This window comes from Burkholderia ubonensis subsp. mesacidophila (genome assembly GCF_002097715.1).
Classification (GTDB): domain Bacteria; phylum Pseudomonadota; class Gammaproteobacteria; order Burkholderiales; family Burkholderiaceae; genus Burkholderia; species Burkholderia mesacidophila.
This window is the reverse complement of record NZ_CP020738.1, coordinates 560,759-583,607: the sequence shown is the minus strand read 5'-3', so window position 1 is coordinate 583,607 and position 22,849 is coordinate 560,759. Positions and strand designations below refer to the sequence as shown.

The following is a 22,849-nucleotide window of genomic DNA, read 5'->3' as shown; positions in this document are numbered from 1 at the left end:
TCTGATTTGTACGGCTTTGTAGCAGGCAGCCCGGCGCAACCACCGTCAGGTTTGGGGCGTTGCCTTTCGACACAGCGCAGCCGCGTCGATGTTGGCATATCAGAAACGTATGCAACCGATGCCAACTATATATTTATCGCCTAAGTCGTCTCCCCCTAGGATATCGACATCGACTCGCTGATATTTTCATAAGGACACCGATATCAATGCTCGACTTTCCGCCGGCATTTTTTTTGGCAGTTGAGCCCACCGCCGGGCTGGCGACGCTGAATCCACGCTCGCCCACTTTTCTATTCTTTCAGGATAACGACATGAAATCGCTCATTTGTTTCTCGCTGGCTGCTGCCGCGCTTGCCGTCGCCACCGCAAGCTTCGCGCAAACGACCTCGGCGCCGTTGACCCGTGCCGAGGTCATGGCTGACCTGGTGCGCGTCGAGCAGGCGGGCTACCAGCCCGCGGCAGGCGACGATCCGCACTATCCCGACGACATCCAGGCGGCCGAAGCGAGGGTCGCGGCGCAGGCCACCGCGCAGCAACGTGATGCGGTTCAGGCCCGTCGCTGACGGGAAGCGCGGGCGAGCCGCGCCGGGATATCCGAGTCGGCACGCAGCGTGCGCCGCGACCTGGCTCGGGCGCTGCCGCCTGCCGTCACCGCGTGCGCTTGAACAAGTCAGTGGCGAGCTCGCGAAACGCGCGCGCGCTCGGGCTCAAACTCCCCCCCTTCCGCCAGATCATGCAGAGATTGCGCTCGATCTTCAGGTCCTTGACGGGCAGTTGCACAAGCGCGCCGGACGAGAGTTCTTCGGTCACGGTGCTGCGCGAGACCCAGGCGATCGCATTGCCGAGCCGCACCAGCTGCTTGATCGCCTCGGCGCTGCCGACCGACAGCTTCGGCGCCAACGTCAAGCCGCGCTGCGCATAGGCTTGCTCGACGACCGTTCGCGTTCCTGAACCGGGTTCACGCATGACCAGCTCGGCTTGTCCGATTGCATCGGCGGTCAATTGACGTTTGCGGGCCAGCGGATGCGTCGGTGCGGTGACCGCGATCAGTGCGTCTCGGCCGATGACGGCCGCATCGAATGCCGTGTGGTCGTAAGGCCCTTCGATCATGCCGATCTGGCGCTCGTTTGCGAGGACGGCGCTTTCGATGTTTTCGCTGTTCGAAATCCTGAGATCGACCGTGATGCCCGGATAGCGCGTGCGGAATTCGTTCAACACGGCCGGCAGCAGATACACGCCGATCGTCCGGCTCGAACCAATGCGGAGCTGGCCTCTCGTGAGGCCGGCGAACTCGCCGACTGCCGCTTCGGCCACATCGGCCAACGCAAAAATTTGCGCGGCATATTCCGCGAGGAGCCGGCCCGCTTCCGTGGGCCGCATGCCGCGCGGCATGCGGTCGAACAGCGTCGCGCCCAACCGTTCCTCGAGCTCGCGAATCTCGCGGGTGAGCGCGGGCTGGCTGACGTGCAGTCTCTCCGATGCCGCCGTGACGCTGCCGGTTTCGACGACCGCGTAGAACGCGGCCAAGTGGGTGAAGTTCATCGACGTATATGAAAGTGATATATGACGCATCTCAACGATGTATTTTTATTATACAAAGCCGCTCCCTAGAATCCAGTCAGACAGTTCCTCGACACGGGAGAATCGAATGACCAAGATCAACTTGACAGTGCGCGCGCCGCGCGGCCTGTCCGAACGCGTCAGGCAATTCACGCCGAACTGGTTTGCGGTGACGATGGGAAACGGCATCGTGTCGCTGGTGCTCGCCGGACTGCCGTTGCACTTCGGCGGACAGCGCGCGCTGGCGTCGGCGCTGTGGGCGGTCGATATCGTGCTGTATCTCGCCTTTGCGGCGATGCTGACGGCGCGGGCGATCCGGTTCCCCGAAACGATCCGGCCGCTGCTGCGCCATCCGGTCCAGTCGATGTTTCTCGGTGCGGTGCCGATGGGGCTCGTGCCGATCATCAACGGCATCGTCCTGTTCACCGGCGGGCATGCCGAGGCCCATGCGCTTGCGTACGCATTGTGGTGCGTCGATGCGCTGCTGTCGGTCGTCGTTGCGATCGGCGTGCCGTTCATGATGTTCACCGAGCAGGGGCATGCGTTCGAGCGCGTGACCGCGGTCCTGCTGCTGCCGATCGTCGCCCCGGAAGTGGCGGCGTCGAGCGCGGCCACCCTCGCGCCGCATTTCGTCGGCACGCAGGCCCGTCTGCTGATCGGCGCGGGGTACGTGCTGTGGGCGATCTCGGTACCGCTTGCGTTCGCAATCCTGACGATCGTGTTCTTCCGGCTCGTCATCCACAAATTGCCGCACCGCGACCTCGGTCCGTCGAGCTGGTTGACGCTCGGCCCGATCGGCACCGGAGCGCTCGGTCTGCTGACGCTCGGCCAGGCCGCGCCGGTTGCGTTCGCCGGTACGCCGTTGGCCAGCGTGGCGGTGCTGGCGCGGGATCTCGGCCTTGCCGGCGCGCTCCTGCTCTGGGGCGCCGGTCTCTGGTGGCTGGCCTGCGCCGTGCTCTTCACGATGCGCTATTGCCGCGAAGGGCTGCCCTTCAATCTCGGCTGGTGGGGTTTCACGTTTCCGCTGGGTGTTTATACCGCCGCGTCGCTAAGCCTGTACCACGCAACGGGTTTTGGTGGATTCGCCGTGTTCGGCACGTCTCTCGCCCTGTTGCTCGGCGGATTGTGGGCCATGGTGATGGTGCGGACGTGCCGGGGGATGCTGCGCGGCGGCCTGTTCCATGCGCCTTGCCTGGCGCCGATTTCCAAATAATCGAGGTAGATCATGTTCATCGGGTTTATTCCATTTCTGTCCGCCACCGTGGCGCTCGTGCTGTCCTTGCTGGGACGCGACAGAGCAGCCAGTGCGACCTGGTGGCTGACCACGTTGCTCGTTGCGGCATGGGCCATTCACCATGGGGCGCATCACATTCCGCAGTTCGCCACCTACGGGTCCTGGTAAGAGGTCAAAAAATGAAAGCCAATCGCCTGATCGATTTGTTGGCGCTATACGGCGTCAATGCGGTGCTGCTCGTCGCGTTCTATTTTCAGTTTGCGCACGGCGAACTGCCGTGTTCGCTCTGCAATCTCCAGCGGGTCGCCTTCATGCTGCTCGGCGCGGGACTGCTGTTGAACGTATGGAGCAGCAATCCTTCACCTGCCAATTACGCGCTGAGCGCAGTCGGCGCGTTGGTCGGCAGCCTGATCGGTCTGATGCAGATGTTCCTGCACGTGCTGCCCGGCACGCCGCCCTATGGCGGTGCGATTCTGGGCATGCACATGTACACCGCATCCTATGTCGCACTGACCGCAAGCATCCTCTATTGCGTGCTGATGCTGGCCTTCCAGACGCGCCTGCAGACGATCCGCATCGGTGCGCCGCGGTCCGGCGAAGCGGGCCGGTCGCCGTTCGTCAAGCTCGCGGTCTGGCTGTTCGCGGCCCTGGTGATCGGGAACCTGGTATCGGTGTTTGTCGAAACGGGCTTCCATGCGCTCTACAGCGATCCGCAGCACTATCACTTGCTGTACTGCGGCGATCCGGAAGCCCCGGTCGGTGCTGGTTCGATGAGCTGTCGATAATGACGATCGGGGGTTGCGCCGACGGCCTCCGGTGCATAACGCATGTCGACGGCAGGCGGCCCGGCGCGGCCGCCGCCGGATTGGCGCTCAGAGCGCCTTCACGATCGCGCCGTCGACGCGGATGTTCTGCCCGGTGATGTAGCCCGCGCCATCGGACAGCAGGAACGCGACCGTCTTCGCGATCTCCCCGGTCTTGCCGAAGCGGCCCGCGGGAATGCGCGCGACGACCTCCGGCGTTTCCGGCCAGCTGTCGACGAAGCCCGGCAGCACCGCGTTCATCCGGATGTGCTCGGCCGCGTAGCGCTCCGCGTAGAGACGCGTCCACGCGCTCAACGCTGCGCGCAGCGCGGACGACACCGGCATCGGCTGCTCGGGCGCATCCGCCGCGAAGCTCGAGATGTTCACCACCGCGCCGCCGCCCTGCGCCTGGAAGATCGGCGTCACGCGCCGCATCACGCGCACGACGTTCAGCAGGATCAGGTCCAGCCCCGCATGCCAGTTGTCGTCGGTAATCGACAGCAGGTCGCCCTTCGGCGGATGCCCGGTGTTGTTCACGACCGCGTCGATGCGGCCATACCGCGCGATCGTCTCGCGCACGAGCCGTTCGATGTCGGCGTCGTCGGTCACGGAGCCCTGGAGGCCGAAGCCGCCCAGCTCGTCACCCAGCGCGACCGCGCTGCCGGACGGCGACATCAGCGCGACGCGGTAGCCCGTCGCCGCCAGTTCGCGCGCGATCGCCGCGCCCATGCCCTTGCCCGCCGCCGTGATCAGTGCCACTTTTTCTACAGTCACGATATGCCCCTCGTTCCAATCAAGCCGCCGCGCAGCCGCCAACCGGCGCGCCATGGTGGTAATGTAGGCGCATCGACCGCCACTGTCGAACCAGTATTTCTGCCCTTTGACGATAGATTTTCTACAGCCTGACGATGCCTCCCCGCCGCCTGTCCCGCTTGCCGCCGCTGAACGCGCTGCGCGCGTTCGAAGTGTCCGCGCGCCACCTGAACTTCCGCGCCGCGGCGGACGAGATCGGCGTCACGCAGGGCGCGGTCGCGCAGCAGGTGCGGCATCTGGAGGACGTGCTCGGCCTGCGGCTGTTCGAGCGGCTGCCGCGCGGCCTCGCGCTGACGCACGACGGCGCCGCGTATTTCTCCGACGTGCAGCGCGCGCTGAACGCGATCGCCGACGCGACCGACAAGCTCGTCAAGCGCCGCGGGACGCTGACGGTCAGCACGACGCCGTCGTTCGCGTCGAAATGGCTGATCCCGCGGCTCGCGCATTTCACCGATGCGCACCCCGACCTCGACGTGCGCGTGATCGCCGACCCGCAGCTCGCGACGTTCCGCCACGACGGCGTCGACCTTGCGATTCGCTACGGCAAGCCGCCGTTCGGCAAGAGCCTCGCCGCGCACCTGCTGTTCCCGCTCGACATCTACGCGGTGTGCAGCCCGTCGCTGCTGGCCACGCCCGCGCCGCCGCGCGCACTCGCGGGCCACGTGCTGCTGCACGACGCGCACGATCTGTGGCCGGAGTTTCTCGCCGCGCTGCCGGAACCCGTCGACGTCGATCCGCACAAGGGGCTGCGCTTCAACCAGACGTTGCTCGCGATCGACGCGGCGGTCGCCGGCCAGGGCATCGCGCTCGCGACCGATCCGCTCGTCGAGCGCGACATCGCCGCCGGCCGGCTGTGCAAGCCGTTCGAATTCGCGTTTCCGCTGTCGGTCGGGTTCTATCTCGTGTATCCGGGCGAGCGTCGCGACGACGGCGATCTCGCGGTGATGCGCGACTGGCTGATCGCGCAGGCGGCGCAGGACGGGCGGACTTGAGCCCGGATGGTGAGCGCGCTCGCTCGCTTGTGTCAGGGCGCGACCCAGCGGCCGTCATAGCCGCCCGCATGCAGGTCGAATACCGCGCGGCGATGTCCGCCTGAAGCGGCGAGATCGAGGAAATCGACGCGCGCCGCCGTCACGTGGATCACGCAGAAATTCGCGTAGCCGTCGTCTGCCGTCACCGGGTCCGCGTCGGCCGGCGGATGCGCAACGGCGGGCGACTCGACCGGCGTACCGGGCGGCAGCGGCGCGCGGTACAGCAGCAGCGTATGCGGACGGCTCGATTGCCAGACCGCGCGCCGCTCCGCTTCATCCGCGCAGATCGATGCGATGCCTTCGACGCGGATCTGCACGAGCCCGTCGAGATCGACGCCGACCAGCGCGATGCGCGGATCGCGACGCAGCTCTGCAACCTTCTCCGAGCGCACATCGGTGTGGAACGACAGCACGTGGCCCGCGCGGCGCACCTGGCGCAGCACGAGCGTGCGCACTTTCGGCGCGCCGTCGAGGCCGAGCGTCGCGGCCTGCAGCATCGTGAACGGCGAGCGCTTCGCGCCGACGCCCGACTCGAGGCAGGTCCAGAGGCGGTCGTAGGTAGATTGAAGCGAATCGGTGGTGGAGTCGGGCATGGTCGGTACGCAGTGTCGATCGCGCAAGCTTAACCGTTCCGGCTGCGACCGGGCGCTCAGTTGTAGCCGAGCACGACCGGCGCCATGTCGGACGCCTCCGCGTGTTCGACGCCGAATCGCCCGAGCACTTCGGCGACGTATTCGGGGCCGGCGCTGATCTGCGACGACAGGTGCGCGACCGGCCGGATGTCGGCCATGCCCGGTGCTTCATCCATCCATGCGGTTGCGTTGACGGTCGTGTTCATCGATTGGTCTCCTTATCTTCAAGCGGCCAGCGCCGCGCCATACGCGCGCGCGAGCCGCGCGACGCCTTCCCGGATCGCGTCGACGTCCGGCGCGGCGTACGACAGGCGCAGCGATGCGTCGTCGACGTTGTCCGCGAAGAACGCGTTGCCGGGTACGAAAACGATCTTGTTCGCGATCGCGTGCTGCAGCAGCTGCGCCGACGGCACCGCGCCGATCCGCGCCCACACGAACATCCCGCCTTCCGGACGATGGAATTCGATCGCATCGCCGAGCCCGTCGCGCAGTGCATCGCACATCGCCGCGCATTTGCGCTTGTAGGCATCGGCGATGCGCGGCAGGTGACGTTCGAGCGCGCCGTCGGCGAGATACTCGGCGGCGGTCGCCTGCGTCCACGGCGCGCTGCACAGATCGACCGTCTGTTTCGCGATCACGCAGCGCCGCGCGATCTCGGCGGGCGCGATCGTCCAGCCGACCCGCAGGCCCGGCGCGACGATCTTCGACAGGCTCGCGAAATGCACGATCCAGTCGCGCGCGCCGTCCACTTCGCCGGCGAGCGCCAGCATCGACGGCAGCGCTTCGCCCGCGAAGCGCAGGTCGGCGTAGGGGTCGTCCTCGACGATCAGGAAGCGGTACCGCACCGCGAGGCGCAGCAGCGTCAGGCGGCGCTCGCGCGACAGCGTCGCGCCGGTCGGGTTCGCGAACGTCGGCACCGTGTACAGCAGCTTCGGCTGCGCGATCGTGCCCGATGCCAGCAGCGCGTCGAGGCGATCGACGTCGAGGCCGTCGCCGTCGACCGGGATCGTGACGATGCGCGCCTGCTGCAGGCGCAGCGCCTGCAGCGTCGCCGGGTAGGCCGGCTGCTCGGTCAGCACGACGTCGCCCGGCGCGACCATCACGCGCAGCAGCAGGTCGAGGCCCTGCTGCGAACCGGTCGTGACGAGCAGTTCGGCGGGCGTGCAGGTCACGCTACGGCGCGCCATCAACGCGATCAGTTGCTGCTTCAGTTCGGCGAGGCCGTCGGTCGGGCCGTATTGCAGGCAGCGGGTCGGCTGCGCATAGGCGCGCGCGGCGGCCGCGTTCAGGCCGTCGACGTCGAACAGGTCGCTGGCCGGGTAGCCGCCCGCGAAGGAAATCATCCCGGGCTCGCCGAGATACTTGAACAGCTCGCGGATCGGCGAGCCGGCGGGGTGCTGGAACGGGGGTGTGAACGCGTACATGTCGTCGTGGGCTCGGTGGCGAATGGCGGCCGTCGGTGCGCTTTCGACGCGCCGGTGGCAAAATTCAAGCCCAGATTGTCGGCAGCCGTTAAGGCTGCCGCAAACGATATCTATGCACTATGTCTTGCGGTTTGGTCATCAAATGGGGAGCGGCGGGAATCGTTGGAAAGCCCATGCTCTGCCGTTCATCGAGTCCATCCGATTGTTTCGCCATGCGCATTGCAGCTTCAAGGCCCTCGCGACCATGACAGTTGTTAAAGGTGACGGCCGACACGCAGCGCAACATCCGAAGCAAGGGCCAGGGCGATAACGCCCCGGTGGTCAGTCGCGTTCGTGCCAAAACCGGCAATCCAGCGGCAAGGACCGCACGAAGCGGTCCTTGTTGTTTATGCAGTTTCCGCTCGTTCGACAGGCTGATGGTATGGCTGCTCTCGCTGCGCAAGCTGGCTGTAGTCAGGCGTGATGTTGATTTGCCGGGTCTTGTGATTGATGTCGAGGAAGACGCGATCCCCCGGTTCGAATCCGAACAGCTTGAAGTGCGCATCGATGACGCTCATCCACGGCATGTACGGCCAGCCACTCTTGGGCCGGTCAGGCGTGCTGCGGAGGATCATCGCAAGCACGGTGCTCGGCTTGCGCGGTTTACGCTTCTTTGGACGTGACTTACTATTAGCGTCAGCCATGATTAACTCCTCTGGAGAGTTGGTTGTGGTCAGCGGGTCGTATGGGTTGCCGCCCATACGGCCCGCGCTTTTTTGCTGCCGTGAATTCCCTTCTCGCCCCTTCGCTGCGTCTTGTCGAAGTCGAGCAAGACGATTTTTCCGACCACGGGCGCAAAGGGTTCTCAATTCAACATCCGACGGTCGAGAAGCAAAGCTTCGGAACCAGTTTAGCTGCGCTGGCATCTCAGAAACGCGGCGTTGATCGGGATTGGCTGAAGGGTATAGGGACGGGCGCGACACAAGACTGATGTTGCGAATTCCGGCCACAAGGCGACAGCGTCTTCCAGAGAAACGAGTGGCGAGACAGGATGGCCAAAAGTCGCGTCGAACCAAATGGGTCCAATCCATACGGCGTTTCCATGTCGAGCCCTTTTTGTCTGCTTATGTTTAGTATCGACAAGAGGAGAAAAAACTCTATAAACAGTGCATGACATGCTGTCGCAATTGCCTGCCTTTTGGCAAGCTAGTCCGCTTGATTCTGATAATCTCGCTTTCTCATAAAAAATACCTGAGGGCCACATGTCGAAAAACATCTATGCGTATGGTCAACACCGGGACTTGAAGCCGGTCGATTTATTCTTTTCAATCGCAGTCGATCAGACGCAGAAGCGGCTCGGATTCGATGACCTTGCAGCCGCGTCGGCAGTTTTACTTGGCCAAGCGGATGTCCCGGCGCCAGGCAAGTTTGCCGGTGCAACCAAGGGAACATCAGTCGCGTCGATGGCTGCCCGGAAGCTGCTGCCCATCCAACTACGCGTACGTCTGCCGATGATCATGACGGTGGGCGTAAGGGGCGTGCGCATGGCGTTCACGCGAAACCTTGGGGCGTGGGTAGGTCGGACAATCCCTGTTGTTGGAGAGGTATTTCTTGCTGTCGACGCCAGTATGATCATGTTGAATACGGTGCGGGCCTACAACGCCATTGCCAAACCAGAAGACAGAGTGTTCTAACGATGACAAACGATACGTGGAATCGGCTCGAGGTGTTTGCGCGTGAGGAACTGGGGCGCCCGTTGTTCGGCGGTCAGCTCAAACTTGAGCCATCATCGCGACTCGAAGATGACCTAGGTCTTACCGGCCTTGATGCCGTCGAATTCATCGACAAATGGGCGACTACGTTCGGCGTGCAAGCAGACGGATTTCCTTACGATCGTTATTTCGGCCCGGAGGGGCAGGAATTGCTCAGTTCGTTTCTTGGGCTGTTCTCGAAGAAGTATCGGCGGCCAGAGCGTGTTCCATTGACCCTCGGGATGTTGGCGGAGGCGATGACGATCGGTCGGTGGGATACCGAGGCAATTGAACGCGCCGCCTGATACAGCACGACGTACCATCGTTGAAGTGGTTTGTGTCGCGATGTGCAGCCTTAGGGAAGCGCTGATCATTGGACCAGCTGTGCAAGTTGCTGGCCGAGACATCCCGACGGACGCGGCCCGATCCGTGCGCCGGACTCCGGGCTTCGGTCCGCCGACGGCGAAACCCGATCGCACGCAATATCGCGACCGGCCCGCCATGTCTACTCCGCCCGTCTTTGCTTCAGCGCCTGCACGATCCAGTAGCTCATCAGGCAAAGCACGACGAACGCGGCAAACGGCGGTTTCACCGACGCCAGCATCACCCACACGATATACATCCAGCCTCGAAAGACCGAAGGCAGAATCGCCGCCAGTTGCCCCCAGCGCATCGTGCCCAGCAGGCTGCCGGCAACGATCAGCAATGCGTACATGCTCCACGTCGGCTCGGCCCAGGCGGAACTGAAATCGGCCAGTTCCATGCCCATCAGCATGAACGCGGTTGCCGCGCCGGCAGCGCACCAGACAAGTATCGCCGCGAAACGCAAGCCGCGCCGCCGCTCGACGATCGCACGCAGCTCGCCTTCCACGAAGCCCGCGAAGATACCGTACAGCACGCCCTGCGCGATCGGCACCTGCCACGGTCCGCTCGCGACGCGCACGTAGTATCCGAAGAACCCGAATCCAGACGCCGCACAGGCGCAAAGGGCCGCGAGGCCCAGCAGCCGCGGCCAGCCATGCACGGCGACGGCCCAGACGGTTGCGGCGGCCAGCGCCAACAGCGCGACCGACGTCACGATGCCGATTCGTGCATCCGCATAGGCCGCGCAACTCGCCGCGACCCAGAGTGCGATCCAGCCATACCGGACGACGGCACGCTCGCGCGCAACGCGACGCCAGCGCGCCGACAGCGTCGGCGCGCCGAACTCGGCAACGCCATAGACGAGCATCGTCAATAGCGCGGCCGCACCCATGATCGACCCTTGCAGCCCGCCCCACGCCGGGGCGGCGCCCAGCACGCCCATCCTGGCCAACCCGCCGGCTAACAGCAGCCCGCACCACAGGCCAAGCACCGGCACCGTGACGCACAGCCGGATCACCTTCGTCCGCCGCATGCACGCGCCTCGCCAGAACGCGATCCGCTCGCCGTCGAACCGCAGGTTCCGGGCATTGACGAAGTGCGCCTGCAGCGCGAACAGCAGCGCCTCCATCTCGCGATGGCGCTTGCGGTCGGCGAGCAGCAGCAGCGCTCGGGTCATGGCCGGCTGCGGACGCTCCAGCAAGTCGACGGCCACCGGGAAATGCCGTCGGGCTTCCGCATGCTCTTCGTCCGCGAAGATCCTGGACAGCGCCTGGCGCGCGAGGAACGCATTGCGCTGCATCAGATGTCCGGCGCCTTCCCGCCATATCGCTGCGGCTGTCGGCCGGAATGTCGTCGCGCAGGCAGTACATCAGCGCCGCCCATTCGAGCTCGTCGCGCAGCGCGATACTGACCGCCGACGCGAACAGCGCCGTGATCGCACGCCGCGACGTCACGTTGCCGGGATCGGCGGAAAACGCGTCCCAGATCCGGGCGGCCTCGGCGGCCGGATCCGGCGCCTGAGCCGGCGGCGGCATCGACTGCATCGGCAGCGCCTGCGCGGCGGCCTGCCCGACGGCGTCGGCGTCGATACGCTGCGCAATGTCCTCGGGTTGCCGATCCGGCTGCGGGCCATCCGTTTCGACCAGCGCGACCGTCTCGTCGGCGGCCGCGTTGCGAGCCAGCAGCAACGCATGCTCGTAGGCGCCGCGCAATGCCTGAAACGCTTCAGGATCCTCGTCTGCCCGGCGCTGCTTCAATGCCCGTGCATACGCGCGGCGCACCGCACGCTCGTCCGAGCCCTCGTCGATCTCGAGGACACTCCAGGGCCATGCATTCATGCGGACTCCCGGCTCAAAGGGTGAATTGCGCTTCGATCTGGTCGAGCACGGTGCTCAACTCCCGCCGCACCCGGGGAATCTCGTCGGTCGCCTGCCGTTCGAGCAGCGCCTGGAAACGCGCGATCTGCGCCGCGAGATAGCGGCGCGGCTCGCCGAGCAATTCCTCGTAGATCCGGTCGGCCCGCGCCAGCACGGTGCGATTCTCGATCTGCTCGCGCGGGTGGATCTTCAGCGACGCCAGGGCCGCGAAGCAGCGTGCGATTTCGTCGGCGGACATGACGCCCGGGTTCTCCTCGATGACGATCGTCCGCGTCACGCCGTCCGGAAATGCAGTTGCCTGAACTTCGAGCACGCCGCTCACGTCGTACGTGAAGCGGACGTTTGCGCCGGCCTGGCCGGCCGGCTTGAGCGGCACCTCGAGTTTCAGTTCGCCGAGCGCGATGTTGTCGCGGGTCAGGCGCGCTTCGCCTTGAAACACCTTGATGCTCAGGAACTGCTGGCGATCGCGGATCGTCACGATCTGCTGTTCGCGGCTCACCGGAACGATCGTATTGCGCTCGATGATCGGCAGGAAGTGGCCGCCGGAAAAATCGTCCGCGCCGATCTGGATCGACGTGTCGATGCCGAGGCTGTACGGCGCGACGTCGGTCATCACCATTTCGTCGAGCGCGGCATGACGGCCGACAAGCCCCGCCTGCACCGCAGCCCCCAGCGCGACGACCTCGTCCGGATTCAGATGGCCCGCCGGCAGGCGGGAGAACATCCGCGACACGAGCCGGCGAACCGCCGGCATGCGAGTCGCGCCGCCGACCAGGATGATCTCGTCGAGCTCGCCGAGCGGAATCTTCGCGTCCCGGAGCGCGCGCTCGACCGGCTTGCGCAGTTTGTCCAGCAGCGGCTCGAACGCACGATCGACCTCCTCGGCCCCGACCTCGACCGCATGATCGACCTCGTCGACACGCAGCTCCAGCGTGACGCGCCCGTTGTCGCTCTGGGTCAGGCGCCGCTTCGCGCCCTCGACCTGACGCCACAGCCGCTGCGTGTCGGCCGCCGAGAGCGCGCTCGGCTCGATCCCGCGCTTGCGGCAGAACAGCTCGCACAGCGCCTGCGTGAAGTCGTCGCCGCCCAGGAAGTTGTCGCCCGTACTGGCGCGCACCTCCATCACACCTTCGAAGAAATCGAGCACCGACACGTCGAACGTGCCGCCGCCCAGGTCGAAGATCAGGAATTTCCGTTCGCCGTCGCGCTGATGCACGCTGTACGCAAGCGCCGCGGCCGTCGGCTCGTTGACGAGCCGCAACACCTTGAGGCCGGCCAGCTCGCCCGCGATCCTGGTCGCCTTGCGCTGGGCGTCGTTGAAGTAGGCCGGCACCGCGATCACGGCTTCCGTCACCGGCTCATTCAACCATGCCTCGGCGTCGGCCTTCAGCGACTTCAGGATCAGCGACGACAGTTCCTCCGGCCGGAAGAAGCGATCGGCCAGATGAAGTTTCCGCTCCGTGCCCATGTAGCGCTTGAAACTGGCTGCGGTGCGTTCCGGATGCGTGCTGCGGCGCTCGAGCGCGGGCCGGCCGACCAGCATCGAACCGTCCGCATCGACCGATACGCACGACGGCGTGAGGGCATCGCCGAGCGCATTCGGAATGAGTTCGGCCCGGTCCTCCCGCCAGACGGCGATCAGGCTGTTGGTTGTGCCCAGGTCGATTCCAACGATGTGAGACATGTGACGGTTCCCCGGATTCGTGCAGGTGCGCGTGTCGGCCCGGCCCGGGTGGTCATCCGGCCGTGCGACTGGCTTCTGATTGTTTGCGTAACCCTGTGTATCGGCAGCGTGGCCGGCAATCTTGAGTGCGAGTACCGGCTCGAAGCGCCGGCGCCCCCGAATCAATTTTGAAAATCGGGGAAACGTGCGTTGCCCCTAAACCCGAACTGTTTGCTGCCGTTAATGAACATTACAAAATACATTCATAATCGCGGTGGCTGGCTTCGCGTTGTCCGTCCTGTGCCGCCGCCAATGCCGAGGGTTCCATGACGATCAAGGCCACCAACTATTCCAGCAGCGCCTACGCTTACCCCGCTCGCGAGCGTGAAGGTTCCAAGAACTCAGACGGCTCGACGAGCGCGGAGCGTTCCCTCCGGGACTTGCTCAAGCGGAATGAGCAGGTTCGTGTGGCATTGAGCGACATTGGGCGGTCGTCGGCGCAAAGCGCGAAGGAGTATGCGCGCAAGCGCCTGGAAGAGCTTGAGGACATGCTGCGACAGCTGGCAATGTTGGGGCTGTCGCCCAAGCAGCTCGCGGAGATGATCAAAGAGGTGAAAGGCCTCGTCGAGCAATACCAGGCTGCGGGAAAGGCGCTGGGTGGCGACATGTCCGTTGATTCCCCAACCGTGTCGGGAGACGCCGCGAACGCGAACGGCATGGCGGCGGCGAGTGACGCCGCATCAGGGGCCGCCGCAGGCGTCAATGCCGCGTCGCCGGAGGCTTCGGCGGCAGTGACGGGAACGGCGAGCGGGAATCCAGCGATCGGTGGCGACGCCATCTCGCCGCAGGGCGCGCCTTCGCAAGCGGGTGTTGGCCGCGAGGGCAGCCCCGCAAGCGCTTATCTTGCGATGGCCGGCAACCTTTCCCGTGCCGGCGATGTCGATACTGCCGACGCCCGTTTCATGGCGCACGCGAAAAGTCTGCTGGAACAACTCAAATCCATGCTGAAGCATGCGCATGAGTAAGGCTGTATTAGCCGGAACTTGATCTGACAGGTAGTCGGGCCGATAGAGAAGAGACGATCAATGGGGAATGAGTTTCTCCCAGGCGTTTTCCTTGTTCAGCGCGGCAAGCTGTTCCACGCACGTATCACAGCCGCCAGAAGCTCTTGACGTTGCTGTCTCGTCATATCTCGCTTCGGCATTAGCTCAGGGCCGATGTGGCGGCAAACATCGCATTGCACGTACGAGGTGCCGGGATGTAGTGCCGCCGAAATTTGCTCGCGCTCGTTGCATTTAGGGCACGGCGCAAGCGTTGGAATCTCAATGCTCATCGTTTTCCTTGGTTTCCTCAGTCACATCCGAAAACCCGGCGGCGGCGGAGCCGTATCCGGTGCGGGGGCGTGACGCAGCCCGAGCACGTCGAGATACGTGTCGAGCGAGCGCTGCACTGATTCGGCGACTAGGCGCGTGATGTCGCCGTAATCGCCGCTGACGCAGGCTTTGTCGAGCGAGTCGTAGTAGGCAAGCCGATCCTCTTTGCGGATGATCGCGGGCGGATAGCCCGCCTTCATCAACTCGAAGTTGAGCAGCAGCCGTCCCGTTCGCCCGTTGCCATCGATGAACGGGTGGATCTTCACGAATCGCGTGTGTAGCTCCGCCGCCCGCTCGACCGAATGCATGCCTCCGGCCTTCTCGCACCAGTCGATCAGCGCGGCCATATCGGCAGGCAGATGCATGAAGTCAGGCGGCGTCGTGCTCGCGCCCGCGATCACGACGTTCTCGCGGCAATACCGGCCCGCCTCTTCAGCGTCGATGCCTTTCAGCACGAGACTGTGGATGTTGCGGATCTGCCATTCCGACAGCACTTCCGCCTTCGACACGATGTCTTCGACATAGACAATCGCATCGCGATGGTTCGTCGCCTCGAAGTGCTCGCGAAGGGACTTGCCACCGACCGTGATGCCTTCGAGCACCACCTTCGTCTCACGCAGCGTCAGCGTGTTGCCCTCGATCGCGTTCGAGTGATACGTCCATTCCAGCAACAGCTTTTCGCGCAGCGAGGCAACCGTGTGCTGCGGCAGCGGGCGCGCAGCGTCAAGCGTCGCCTTGTCGGCGTCGATCGTGTTCAGCAGCGCGGCGGTTTGATTCGGCATTTGCCCCTCAAAGCGAGGTTAATTGAGGGAAAATATATATCCCCAATGGGGATAATCAAGACGACTTTCGCTTCTTCTGCCATTGCAGGATTTCAAGCACGTACGATCGGCCCATATCGGGCATTGTGCGTGCGTCAGAGGAGCCGTCCGGCAGAAGCCACTTGTCCAGCGTGCGAACGGCGATACTCAGCCGCGCCGCGAACTCCGCCCGCGTCATGCCCAGCCGATCCATCGCCACGCGCAACAGTTCCTGCTGGGGGAGTGCCACGAGATCTTCCTTCATTGTCAAGCGTCTCTTTATCGGTCAAATTCATTTGCAATTTTATATCCCCATCGGGGACAACAATCAACCGTCTTCGAATACCTCACCGAGATCGGCCATTGCGTGGCGCAGGGCCTTCTTTGACGCCTCCAGATAAGGGGCCGCATGATCGACGTGGAAATGGCCCAGCAAAGCGGGATCGCCGCCCTGCAAAAGTTCGCCGAGCGCTTGCAGGATTACTGGCACGGAATCGTGGCCCGCTGCCGCCATCCGCTCAATACCAGCGTCGTCGAAGGCATCAACAACACCATCAAGGTCATCAAACGTCGGGCTTACGGGTACCGCGACGAGGAGTACTTCTTCCTCAAGATCCGCGCCGCGTTCCCCGAGATTCCGCGATGAACAGAAAAAAAGCCCGACAAAGTCGGGCCAATCGGTGACACAAGGAGAGATCCGTCCACCACACAGGACGGCCACGCCGCTCGCACTACCACAACTACACGACGTTCTTTTCGACGATCGGCCGGTTCTCGAGCACGCGTTCCCAGCCGAGCGACGACAGGTCGAGCGTCGCGTAACGCCCGCCGAGGATCAGCTCGCTGACGCCGCGCCCCGTCGCCGGCCCCTGCTGCAGCCCGTGCCCGCTATACCCGTTCGCGAACACGCAGTTATCGAGATCCGGGTGATACCCGATGATCGCGTTGTGATCGAACACGTTGTACTCGTAATAGCCGGACCAGCAGTTCTCCACGCGCAGCGCCTCGAATTCCGGCACGCGATGCGCGAGCGTCGGCCAGATCACGTCGTCGAACAAGTCGTGATCGACCTCGTCGAGCGGCAGGTCGTCTGGATCCTTGTCCGGGCTCGGTGACGTGCCGCAAATATAGGTCTTGCCCTCCGGCCGGAAATACACGCCGGTCGGGTCGATCAGCAGCGGGCACGCGGCCAGCTTCGCCGGCGACGACACGTTGAAGATGCTCCGGCGCCGCGCGTACACGGGAATGTCGATGCCCATCACCGCGGACAGCGTGCGCGTCCACGCGCCGGCCGCGTTGACCAGCGTGTCGCACGCATAGCGCTCGCCATTGCTCGCGACGACGTGCGTGACCTTGCGGCCGTCGCGCACGACGCCCGTCACGTCCGCCGGCACGTAGCGCGCGCCGAGCGCCTGCGCCTTCTTGCGCAGCGCCTGCACGAGCCCGTAGCCGTCGAACCAGCCTTCACCGCTGACCCCGTAGGCGCCCGACGCGAGATCGTCGACGTTCAGCCACGGGAACGTCGCCTTCAGCGCGTCGCGATCCATCAGGCGGATGTCCGCGCCGAGACGCGTCTGCAGCGCGTGGTTCTCGCGCAGCGTCGCGTCGCCGGCCGGCGTCGCGAGAAACAGGTAGCCGCCCTCGTGCAGGTCGATCGACGGCCGGTGTCCGTCGACTTCGAGCCGCTCGCCGAGGGTGCGCAGGAATTCGATGCCGTACAGCGACATCTCGATCGACAGCGGCGTCGAGAACTGCTGCCGGATCGACGCGGCCGACAGCGCCGACGACGATCTCGCATAGGTCGGATCGCGTTCGATCACGGTCACGGCGACCGTCGGATCGGACGCGCGCAGGAAGTAGGCGATCGAGCTGCCGATGACGCCGCCGCCGACGATTACGACTTGAGAACTCACGACTGACTCCAGAATGCAGATTGCAGATGAATGGCCGATGAAAACCCTGGGTGCGCCGGACTGCCGATGCTATTTCAGCATGGACGGTGGCGCCAGAAAAGCACCACTCGACTCGTCACGCCCGACCTCCAGCCACGCTCAATTCGCCGACTTCGTCGTCACCGGCTGCCACGCGGCGTTCTTCACTTCATACAGCGTCGAGCTCGGATTCTTCAGGTCGCCGGTGTCCGTGAACGCGATCGTACCGGTGATGCCGTCGTAGCTCGTGCGCTTCAGCGCGCCGTTGAAATCCGCGGGCTTCGCCGAATTCGCCTTCTCCATCGCCTTGATCGCGATCCACGTCGCGTCGTACGCGAACGGCGCATACGCGAGCATGTCGACGCCGTACTTCTGCCTGAACTTCGTCTCGAACGTCTTGCCCTTCTCCAGGCGCGACAGCGGCTGGCCATACTCCCACACCGATGCGCCTTCCGCCGCGCCGCCGGCGAGCCGGATGAAGTTCGCGTTCATCACGCCGCCGCCGGCGAGGAACTGCGCCTTGATGCCGAGCTGGCGCATCCGCTTGACGAGCATCGCCGCCTGCGCGTCGAGGCCGCCGAAGAACACGAGGTCGGCGTTGACGCTCTTGATCTTCGTGAGCTGCGCGCTGAAATCGACCGCCTTGTCGTTGGTGAACTCGCGGGCGACGATCGCGCCGCCGTTCGCCTTCACCGCCTTCTCGAACTCGTCGGCTTCGCCCTGGCCGAACGCGGTGCGGTCGTCGATGATCGCGATGCGCTTCGCCTTCGTGACCGTTGCCGCATACGCGCCCGCGTTGCCTGCATTCTGCGTGTCGGTCGCGATCACGCGATACACGGTGCCGAGGCCCGCGCGCGTGATCTCGGGATTGGTCGCGGACGGCGTGATCATCGGAATGCCCGCCTTCGCGTAGATCTTCGACGCGGGCAGCGTCGTGCCCGAATTGAAGTGGCCGATCACGACCGCGACCTGCGCGTCCGCCAGCTGCTGCGCGGCCTGCACGCCGGCGCGCGGATCGCTCTGGTCGTCCTGCGACGCGACGACGAACTTCACCGGCTTGCCGCCGATCGTCGGGCGCGCCGCGTTCGCCTCGTCGACCGCCATGCGCACGCCGTTCTCGATGTCCTTGCCGTACGCGGCGCCGCCGCCCGTCAGCGGACCGGCGACGCCGACCTTGACGACCGCCTCCTGCGCCTGGGCCGCGCCGGCCGGGAGCGCGAGGATCGCCGCGGCCAGCGCCGCACCGGAAAGAGAGCGAATTCGGAACTTCATCGGAGCATTCCTTCGTTCTGGGGGGATGGCGGATGCGCAGCGCGGCTCCGTCTCCGGGAGCCTTTCACCGCGAAAGAGGTGAGCCGATTGTGGGTAGCCAATACCCGCGCAGCAAACGAAATATCGGAACTATGTTGTGAGCAATAGTCATCAAGTCGCGGCGAACGCGCGATCCGGCAGGCGACAAGCGTCAGCCGCTCAGGCGCTAGAATAGCCGCTTGTTTCATGCACCGCAGCCACCGAGAGGAACCGCCATGCCCCGCACCAACAGCCGGTCCGTCAGCATCGCGCCGGACTCCGGCAAGCCCGTCCTGTCCAAGGGGCAGAAGGCATTCAACGCACTGATCAAGCAAATCGAGAAGCGCCGCAAGCGCCTGTCGGCATGGGAGCACGTCATGCCCGCGTTCCAGAAGCGATATGTGGACGAGCTGTTGCCGCTCGAACGCGCGTGGACGGAGCTGCGCACCACGATGGCTTTCCGGCTCGACGAGGCAAGCGGCCGGAAAGGCTTGACCAAGGCCGAGCAACGCACGATCTCGACGCTGATCGCCAGCCTCGCCGGCGACCTGCTCGACGGAAACGCCGACGCACAGTTGAAGGCCATCTACAACCGGCATGGCGGAACCGACTACGACGTCGAAATCGCCGCCGAATTCGCGACGATGAAGGCCGAGCTGGAAGCGATGCTCGGCGTCGAGCTCGACGACGATCTCGACTTGAGCGCGCATGACGAAGTCCTGCAACACGTTCGGGCGAAGCTGGAACAACAGCAGGCTCGGGAAGAGGCCAACAGGCGGGCGCGGGAAGCGCGGCGGGCCGAACGGCAAAAATCGGCGAAGCAGCTTGCCAAGGAGTCGCAGCAACAAGCTGAACAGGTCGAGCTGAGCCAGTCGATCCGTGACGTCTATCGCAAGCTCGCCAGCGCGCTGCATCCCGATCGGGAGCCCGATCCGCTGGAGCGCGAGCGCAAGACTGCGCTGATGCAGCGCGTGAACCACGCTTACGACAAGAACGATCTGCTGAAACTGCTGGAACTGCAGCTCGAACTCGAGCACATCGACCAGCACGCGATCAACCAGATCAGCGAAGATCGCCTGAAGCACTACAACAAGATACTCAAGGAGCAAGTCGCCGAACTCGACCAGGAAATCCGGCACGTGGAATCCCACCTCAGGTTCGCCTACGGGCTTTCTCCGTACGTCGAAGTCTCTCCCGACACGGTGTTGCTCAATCTCGCGCGTGAAATCGTCGGGCGCGAGCAGGACATTCGCCATCTGAAGGAAGAGATGCCACTGTTCGACGACGTCGGGAGCCTGAAACGTTGGCTCAAGGAGCTGAAACGTCAGCAGTCGGCCTTCGCGACCGACGCGATGCCGTACTGACGCGCGGACGTCGACGCCCGGCCCGGCGTCGACGCCCGCGTCACACCCCGAGCGCCCGCTTCGCGAGCTGCGCGATATGCAGCGGCGTGCGGCCCGCGCCCTGCTCGATCTGCTCGCGGCAGCTGAAGCCGTTGGTGACGACGATCGCGTCCGCGCTCGCCTGCCGCACGAGCGGCAGCAGCTTGCCTTCGCCGATCTTCATCGACAGGTCGTAATGGTCCTCGTTGAAGCCGAACGATCCCGACATCCCGCAGCAGCCCGTGTCGAGCAGCTTCCAGCGCACGCCGAGCTTGTCGAGCAGCGCGGTTTCACCCTTCATCCCGAACAGCGACTTCTGATGGCAGTGCCCGTGGACGATCACGTCCGCGTCGAGCCGCGGCCATGCGAAATCCGCCTGCGCGACGAAATCGGAGAACAGGAGCGTCTGCGCGGCGAGGCGCTTCGCGAGCGGCTCGTCCGGAAGCTGCTTCAGCAGTTCGTCCTTGAACACCGACAGGCAGCCGGGTTCGAGCCCGACGACCGGCACGCCCGCGCCGATCTCGTCGGCCAGTTCGTCGACCGCGGTGCGCAGCAGCGCGCGCGCCTCGTCGAGCAGGCCGTAGTCGTATAGCGGCCGGCCGCAGCACAGGCGCTTTTGCGGCAACGTCACGTCGTAGCCGAGCGCGGTCAGCACGTCGACCGCGGCCGCTGCGATGTCGGGCGAGAAATGCTCGTTGAACGTATCAACCCACAGAATCACCCGGTTGCGAGCCGGCGACGCGCCCGTGCGTTGCCCGATCCCGCGCCGCTTCGCGATCGCCCGGAACGGACGCGGCGCGAACGCCGGCAGTGCCCGCTGCGGCGCGATGCCAGCGATCCACTTGCCGATACGCGCCAAGGGCGGGGTCGAGGTCATAAAATTCGTAAGCCGAGGAAAACGGCTCGCAAGCGGCGCCCATTGTCCGATCCTCCCCATGAACATCGCCTGCCGCGGCCGGCGATGCGTTTCGTAGTAGTGCGACATGAATTCCGCCTTGTACGACGCCATGTCGGTATGCGTCGGACAATCGGACTTGCAGCCCTTGCACCCGAGGCACGCATCGAGCGCTTCCTTGACCTCGGCGCTGTTCCAGCCGTCCTTGATCACGTCGCCCTGCAGCATCTCCCAGAACAGGTGCGCGCGGCCGCGCGTCGAGTACTTCTCCTCGCGCGTCGCGCGATAGCTTGGGCACATCGTGCCGCCGTCGAGCGAGCGGCACTTGCCCATGCCGATGCAGCGCTCGATCGCGCGCTGCATCCCATCGCCCTCGGGGCTCGTGAACGTGAGCTTCGTCTGCAGCGTCACCGGCTTGTATGCGGGGCCGAGCCGCAGGTTCTCGTCGGCGCGGTACGCGTTGATCACCTTGCCCGGATTCAGCCGGTTCGCCGGATCCCAGATCGCCTTGAACTCGGCCATCGCCTGCATCAGCTCCGGGCCGTACATGATCGGCAGGAATTCGGCCTTCGCCTGGCCGTCGCCGTGCTCGCCGGACAGCGAGCCGCCGAAGTCGACCACGAGCTGCGCCGCTTCGCGCAGGAAGCCGCGCCACACCTGCACGCCTTCCGCGCTGCGCAGGTCGAACGTGATCCGCGCGTGCACGCAGCCGTCGCCGAAATGGCCGTACAGGCAGGTCTCGTAGCCGTAGCGGTCGACGAGCGCCTGAAACGCGCGCAGATAGTCGCCGAGCCGCAGCGGATCGACGGCCGCATCCTCCCAGCCGGCGACCGGATCGGGCTTGCCCGGATCGACCGACAGCGCGACGGCCGACGCGCCGGTTTCGCGGATCGACCAGATCTTCTGCTGCTTCGCCTTCTCCTCGACGACGAAGCCGCTCACGTCCGGACCCGCGCCGCCGCCGTTGAAATAAGCCTCCGCCTCGCGCGCCTGCGCGAGCGCCGCGTCGACGGTGTCCGCGCCGAACTCCAGCACGACCCACGCGTCGCCCGGCGGCAGCAGCGCGATTTCGTCGGCCTTCAGCCCGCGCGCCTGCAGCCCGCGGATGATCGCGCGGTCGAGGCCTTCGATCGCGATCGGCGCGAAGCGGTTGTAATGCGGCACCGCGTCCGCCGCGGTGAAGATGTCGGTAAAGCCGAGCACGAGCAGCACGCGGCACGACGGGCTGTGCACGAGCCGCACCAACGCCCGCAACGTGATCGCGCAGGTGCCTTCGGTGCCGACCAGCGCGCGCGCGACGTTGAAGCCGTTCTCCGGCAAGAGCTGGTCGAGGTTGAAGCCGGACACGCGCCGCTTGATCTGCGGAAACTCATTGCGGATGCGCTCCGCGTAGCGGTCGCGCAGGTCGCGCAAGCGGCGGTAGATCTCGCCGCGCCGGCCGCCTGCCGCGATGATCGCGTCGAGCTCGGGCTCGGGCGTCGGGCCGACCCAGAAGCGCGCGCCGTCGTACGTGAGGATCTCGAGGGCCTCGACGTTCTCGACCGTCTTGCCGGCCATCACCGAATGCGCGCCGCACGAGTTGTTCGCGATCATCCCGCCGAGCGTGCAGCGGCTGTGCGTCGCCGGGTCCGGCGCGAACGTGAGGCCATGCGCCTCGGCCGCGTCGCGCAGCGTGTCGCAGACGACACCCGGCTCGACGATCGCCGTCTGCGCATCCGGATCGACCGACACGACGCGGTTGAAGTACTTGCTCGCGTCGGCGACGACCGCGACGTTCACGCCCTGCCCGTTCTGCGACGTGCCGCCGCCGCGCGTCAGGAACGGCACGTCGAAGCGCCGGCACACGCCGAGCGCTGCAACGAGATCGTCCGCGTCGGCCGGCACCACGACGCCGAGCGGCACCTGCCGGTAGTTCGACGCATCCGACGCATAGAGCGCCTTCGTGCCGGCATCGAAGCGCACCTCGCCGCGCATCGCGGTGCGCAGGTCGGCGGCGAGCGTGTCGAGCAGTTCCTGCCCGAGTTCGATCGGAGTCGCGCGCTTCACGA

The 22,849-nt window shown here is 65.2% G+C and carries 23 protein-coding genes and 2 pseudogenes; 11 read left to right on the top strand and 14 right to left on the bottom strand.

Annotation, left to right across the window (positions count from 1 at the left end; genetic code table 11):
* Positions 1 to 311: 311 nt before the first annotated feature.
* A pseudogene (locus B7P44_RS20260) lies at positions 312 to 533 on the top strand (DUF4148 domain-containing protein); the annotation flags it as partial.
* Between the two features lie 115 nt (positions 534 to 648).
* On the opposite strand, the gene B7P44_RS20255 reads toward B7P44_RS20260, so the two are convergent.
* Entirely contained in the window at positions 649 to 1,542 is an 894-nt protein-coding gene (locus B7P44_RS20255; RefSeq protein ID WP_084907663.1) for a LysR family transcriptional regulator, read from the bottom strand.
* 106 nt (positions 1,543 to 1,648) lie between these two features.
* On the opposite strand from B7P44_RS20255, the gene B7P44_RS20250 reads away from it, so the two are divergent.
* From B7P44_RS20250 to B7P44_RS20245, 3 genes are read left to right on the top strand one after another with little or no spacing between them, the layout of a single operon-like run.
* Positions 1,649 to 2,773, top strand: a complete 1,125-nt coding sequence (locus B7P44_RS20250; protein WP_084907661.1) for a TDT family transporter — start codon at positions 1,649 to 1,651, stop codon at positions 2,771 to 2,773.
* A 12-nt stretch (positions 2,774 to 2,785) separates the two neighbouring features.
* Positions 2,786 to 2,962, top strand: a complete 177-nt coding sequence (locus B7P44_RS36500; RefSeq protein WP_157721084.1) for a DUF5993 family protein — start codon at positions 2,786 to 2,788, stop codon at positions 2,960 to 2,962.
* A gap of 11 nt (positions 2,963 to 2,973) precedes the next feature.
* Positions 2,974 to 3,579, top strand: a complete 606-nt coding sequence (locus B7P44_RS20245) for a disulfide bond formation protein B (RefSeq protein WP_157721083.1) — start codon at positions 2,974 to 2,976, stop codon at positions 3,577 to 3,579.
* Between the two features lie 87 nt (positions 3,580 to 3,666).
* Here the strand turns inward: B7P44_RS20245 and B7P44_RS20240 are convergent, their stop codons facing one another.
* Positions 3,667 to 4,371: an SDR family oxidoreductase gene (locus B7P44_RS20240; RefSeq protein ID WP_084909926.1), complete on the bottom strand. Its 705-nt coding sequence runs from the start codon at positions 4,369 to 4,371 to the stop codon at positions 3,667 to 3,669.
* Between the two features lie 134 nt (positions 4,372 to 4,505).
* Here B7P44_RS20240 and gcvA point away from each other — a divergent pair, with 134 nt between their 5' ends.
* Positions 4,506 to 5,402 carry a transcriptional regulator GcvA gene (gene gcvA / locus B7P44_RS20235; RefSeq protein WP_084907656.1) on the top strand — a complete coding sequence of 299 codons (897 nt, stop codon included), beginning with the start codon at positions 4,506 to 4,508 and terminating at the stop codon, positions 5,400 to 5,402.
* Positions 5,403 to 5,434: 32 nt separating this feature from the next.
* Here the strand turns inward: gcvA and B7P44_RS20230 are convergent, their stop codons facing one another.
* From B7P44_RS20230 to B7P44_RS20215, 4 genes are all read right to left on the bottom strand, one after another.
* Complete coding sequence (locus B7P44_RS20230) at positions 5,435 to 6,034, bottom strand: pyridoxamine 5'-phosphate oxidase family protein (protein WP_084907654.1); 600 nt, start codon at positions 6,032 to 6,034, stop codon at positions 5,435 to 5,437.
* A gap of 56 nt (positions 6,035 to 6,090) precedes the next feature.
* Entirely contained in the window at positions 6,091 to 6,279 is a 189-nt protein-coding gene (locus B7P44_RS20225) for a hypothetical protein (protein ID WP_084907652.1), read from the bottom strand.
* A gap of 18 nt (positions 6,280 to 6,297) precedes the next feature.
* A complete protein-coding gene (locus tag B7P44_RS20220; RefSeq protein ID WP_084907650.1) occupies positions 6,298 to 7,497 on the bottom strand; it encodes an aminotransferase-like domain-containing protein in 1,200 nt (399 codons plus the stop codon).
* Between the two features lie 386 nt (positions 7,498 to 7,883).
* The gene (locus B7P44_RS20215) at positions 7,884 to 8,180 is read right to left on the bottom strand and encodes a hypothetical protein (protein WP_167389814.1); all 297 of its coding nucleotides are present in this window, start codon (positions 8,178 to 8,180) and stop codon (positions 7,884 to 7,886) included.
* Positions 8,181 to 8,738: 558 nt separating this feature from the next.
* Between B7P44_RS20215 and B7P44_RS20205 the strand changes: the two genes are divergently transcribed.
* A complete protein-coding gene (locus B7P44_RS20205; RefSeq protein ID WP_084907646.1) occupies positions 8,739 to 9,170 on the top strand; it encodes an STM2901 family protein in 432 nt (143 codons plus the stop codon).
* Between the two features lie 2 nt (positions 9,171 to 9,172).
* The gene (locus B7P44_RS20200; protein ID WP_084907644.1) at positions 9,173 to 9,532 is read left to right on the top strand and encodes a DUF1493 family protein; all 360 of its coding nucleotides are present in this window, start codon (positions 9,173 to 9,175) and stop codon (positions 9,530 to 9,532) included.
* Between the two features lie 200 nt (positions 9,533 to 9,732).
* Here B7P44_RS20200 and B7P44_RS20195 read toward each other — a convergent pair whose 3' ends face one another.
* Positions 9,733 to 10,890 carry a hypothetical protein gene (locus B7P44_RS20195; protein ID WP_084907642.1) on the bottom strand — a complete coding sequence of 386 codons (1,158 nt, stop codon included), beginning with the start codon at positions 10,888 to 10,890 and terminating at the stop codon, positions 9,733 to 9,735.
* On the opposite strand from B7P44_RS20195, the gene B7P44_RS36495 reads away from it, so the two are divergent.
* Positions 10,880 to 11,452, top strand: a complete 573-nt coding sequence (locus B7P44_RS36495) for a hypothetical protein (RefSeq protein WP_133117854.1) — start codon at positions 10,880 to 10,882, stop codon at positions 11,450 to 11,452. The two genes, B7P44_RS20195 and B7P44_RS36495, sit on opposite strands and share 11 nt — an antisense overlap.
* Here the strand turns inward: B7P44_RS36495 and B7P44_RS20190 are convergent.
* Positions 11,442 to 13,151 carry a molecular chaperone HscC gene (locus B7P44_RS20190; RefSeq protein WP_084907640.1) on the bottom strand — a complete coding sequence of 570 codons (1,710 nt, stop codon included), beginning with the start codon at positions 13,149 to 13,151 and terminating at the stop codon, positions 11,442 to 11,444. The genes B7P44_RS36495 and B7P44_RS20190 overlap by 11 nt on opposite strands.
* 305 nt (positions 13,152 to 13,456) lie before the next feature.
* Here B7P44_RS20190 and B7P44_RS20185 point away from each other — a divergent pair, with 305 nt between their 5' ends.
* Positions 13,457 to 14,155 carry a hypothetical protein gene (locus B7P44_RS20185; protein ID WP_084907638.1) on the top strand — a complete coding sequence of 233 codons (699 nt, stop codon included), beginning with the start codon at positions 13,457 to 13,459 and terminating at the stop codon, positions 14,153 to 14,155.
* A gap of 95 nt (positions 14,156 to 14,250) precedes the next feature.
* Here the strand turns inward: B7P44_RS20185 and B7P44_RS37965 are convergent, their stop codons facing one another.
* The 3 genes from B7P44_RS37965 to B7P44_RS20175 are packed head-to-tail and all read right to left on the bottom strand — an operon-like array spanning position 14,251 to position 15,568.
* Positions 14,251 to 14,463: a Lar family restriction alleviation protein gene (locus tag B7P44_RS37965; protein WP_133117853.1), complete on the bottom strand. Its 213-nt coding sequence runs from the start codon at positions 14,461 to 14,463 to the stop codon at positions 14,251 to 14,253.
* A gap of 21 nt (positions 14,464 to 14,484) precedes the next feature.
* On the bottom strand, positions 14,485 to 15,285 hold the full coding sequence (locus B7P44_RS20180; RefSeq protein WP_084907637.1) for a Fic family protein: 801 nt from the start codon (positions 15,283 to 15,285) through the stop codon (positions 14,485 to 14,487).
* Positions 15,286 to 15,340: 55 nt separating this feature from the next.
* Positions 15,341 to 15,568, bottom strand: a complete 228-nt coding sequence (locus B7P44_RS20175) for a transcriptional regulator (RefSeq protein ID WP_084907635.1) — start codon at positions 15,566 to 15,568, stop codon at positions 15,341 to 15,343.
* Positions 15,569 to 15,724: 156 nt separating this feature from the next.
* Between B7P44_RS20175 and B7P44_RS20170 the strand changes: the two are divergent.
* Positions 15,725 to 15,949: pseudogene (locus B7P44_RS20170) on the top strand (transposase); the annotation flags it as partial.
* Between the two features lie 94 nt (positions 15,950 to 16,043).
* On the opposite strand, the gene B7P44_RS20165 reads toward B7P44_RS20170, so the two are convergent.
* On the bottom strand, positions 16,044 to 17,216 hold the full coding sequence (locus B7P44_RS20165) for an NAD(P)/FAD-dependent oxidoreductase (RefSeq protein ID WP_084907633.1): 1,173 nt from the start codon (positions 17,214 to 17,216) through the stop codon (positions 16,044 to 16,046).
* 138 nt (positions 17,217 to 17,354) lie between these two features.
* A complete protein-coding gene (locus B7P44_RS20160; RefSeq protein WP_084907631.1) occupies positions 17,355 to 18,506 on the bottom strand; it encodes a branched-chain amino acid ABC transporter substrate-binding protein in 1,152 nt (383 codons plus the stop codon).
* Positions 18,507 to 18,760: 254 nt separating this feature from the next.
* Between B7P44_RS20160 and B7P44_RS20155 the strand changes: the two genes are divergently transcribed.
* On the top strand, positions 18,761 to 19,888 hold the full coding sequence (locus tag B7P44_RS20155) for a J domain-containing protein (protein WP_084907629.1): 1,128 nt from the start codon (positions 18,761 to 18,763) through the stop codon (positions 19,886 to 19,888).
* 40 nt (positions 19,889 to 19,928) lie between these two features.
* On the opposite strand, the gene B7P44_RS20150 is transcribed toward B7P44_RS20155, so the two are convergent.
* The gene (locus tag B7P44_RS20150; RefSeq protein ID WP_084907627.1) at positions 19,929 to 22,847 is read right to left on the bottom strand and encodes an FAD-binding and (Fe-S)-binding domain-containing protein; all 2,919 of its coding nucleotides are present in this window, start codon (positions 22,845 to 22,847) and stop codon (positions 19,929 to 19,931) included.
* Between the last annotated feature and the right edge of the window lie 2 nt (positions 22,848 to 22,849).

Excerpts from the sequence above, each read along its gene's own strand:
- B7P44_RS20245 (WP_157721083.1), top strand. The coding sequence starts at position 2,974 with ATGAAAGCCAATCGCCTGATCGATTTGTTGGCGCTATACGGCGTCAAT.
- gcvA (WP_084907656.1), top strand. The coding sequence starts at position 4,506 with ATGCCTCCCCGCCGCCTGTCCCGCTTGCCGCCGCTGAACGCGCTGCGC.
- B7P44_RS20160 (WP_084907631.1), bottom strand. The coding sequence starts at position 18,506 with ATGAAGTTCCGAATTCGCTCTCTTTCCGGTGCGGCGCTGGCCGCGGCG.
- B7P44_RS20205 (WP_084907646.1), top strand. The coding sequence starts at position 8,739 with ATGTCGAAAAACATCTATGCGTATGGTCAACACCGGGACTTGAAGCCG.
- B7P44_RS20155 (WP_084907629.1), top strand. The coding sequence starts at position 18,761 with ATGCCCCGCACCAACAGCCGGTCCGTCAGCATCGCGCCGGACTCCGGC.
- B7P44_RS20230 (WP_084907654.1), bottom strand. The coding sequence starts at position 6,034 with ATGCCCGACTCCACCACCGATTCGCTTCAATCTACCTACGACCGCCTC.
- B7P44_RS20250 (WP_084907661.1), top strand. The coding sequence starts at position 1,649 with ATGACCAAGATCAACTTGACAGTGCGCGCGCCGCGCGGCCTGTCCGAA.
- B7P44_RS20185 (WP_084907638.1), top strand. The coding sequence starts at position 13,457 with ATGACGATCAAGGCCACCAACTATTCCAGCAGCGCCTACGCTTACCCC.
- B7P44_RS20190 (WP_084907640.1), bottom strand. The coding sequence starts at position 13,151 with ATGTCTCACATCGTTGGAATCGACCTGGGCACAACCAACAGCCTGATC.
- B7P44_RS20220 (WP_084907650.1), bottom strand. The coding sequence starts at position 7,497 with ATGTACGCGTTCACACCCCCGTTCCAGCACCCCGCCGGCTCGCCGATC.
- B7P44_RS20175 (WP_084907635.1), bottom strand. The coding sequence starts at position 15,568 with ATGAAGGAAGATCTCGTGGCACTCCCCCAGCAGGAACTGTTGCGCGTG.
- B7P44_RS20195 (WP_084907642.1), bottom strand. The coding sequence starts at position 10,890 with ATGCAGCGCAATGCGTTCCTCGCGCGCCAGGCGCTGTCCAGGATCTTC.
- B7P44_RS20215 (WP_167389814.1), bottom strand. The coding sequence starts at position 8,180 with ATGGCTGACGCTAATAGTAAGTCACGTCCAAAGAAGCGTAAACCGCGC.
- B7P44_RS20255 (WP_084907663.1), bottom strand. The coding sequence starts at position 1,542 with ATGAACTTCACCCACTTGGCCGCGTTCTACGCGGTCGTCGAAACCGGC.
- B7P44_RS20225 (WP_084907652.1), bottom strand. The coding sequence starts at position 6,279 with ATGAACACGACCGTCAACGCAACCGCATGGATGGATGAAGCACCGGGC.
- B7P44_RS20200 (WP_084907644.1), top strand. The coding sequence starts at position 9,173 with ATGACAAACGATACGTGGAATCGGCTCGAGGTGTTTGCGCGTGAGGAA.
- B7P44_RS36500 (WP_157721084.1), top strand. The coding sequence starts at position 2,786 with ATGTTCATCGGGTTTATTCCATTTCTGTCCGCCACCGTGGCGCTCGTG.
- B7P44_RS20180 (WP_084907637.1), bottom strand. The coding sequence starts at position 15,285 with ATGCCGAATCAAACCGCCGCGCTGCTGAACACGATCGACGCCGACAAG.
- B7P44_RS37965 (WP_133117853.1), bottom strand. The coding sequence starts at position 14,463 with ATGAGCATTGAGATTCCAACGCTTGCGCCGTGCCCTAAATGCAACGAG.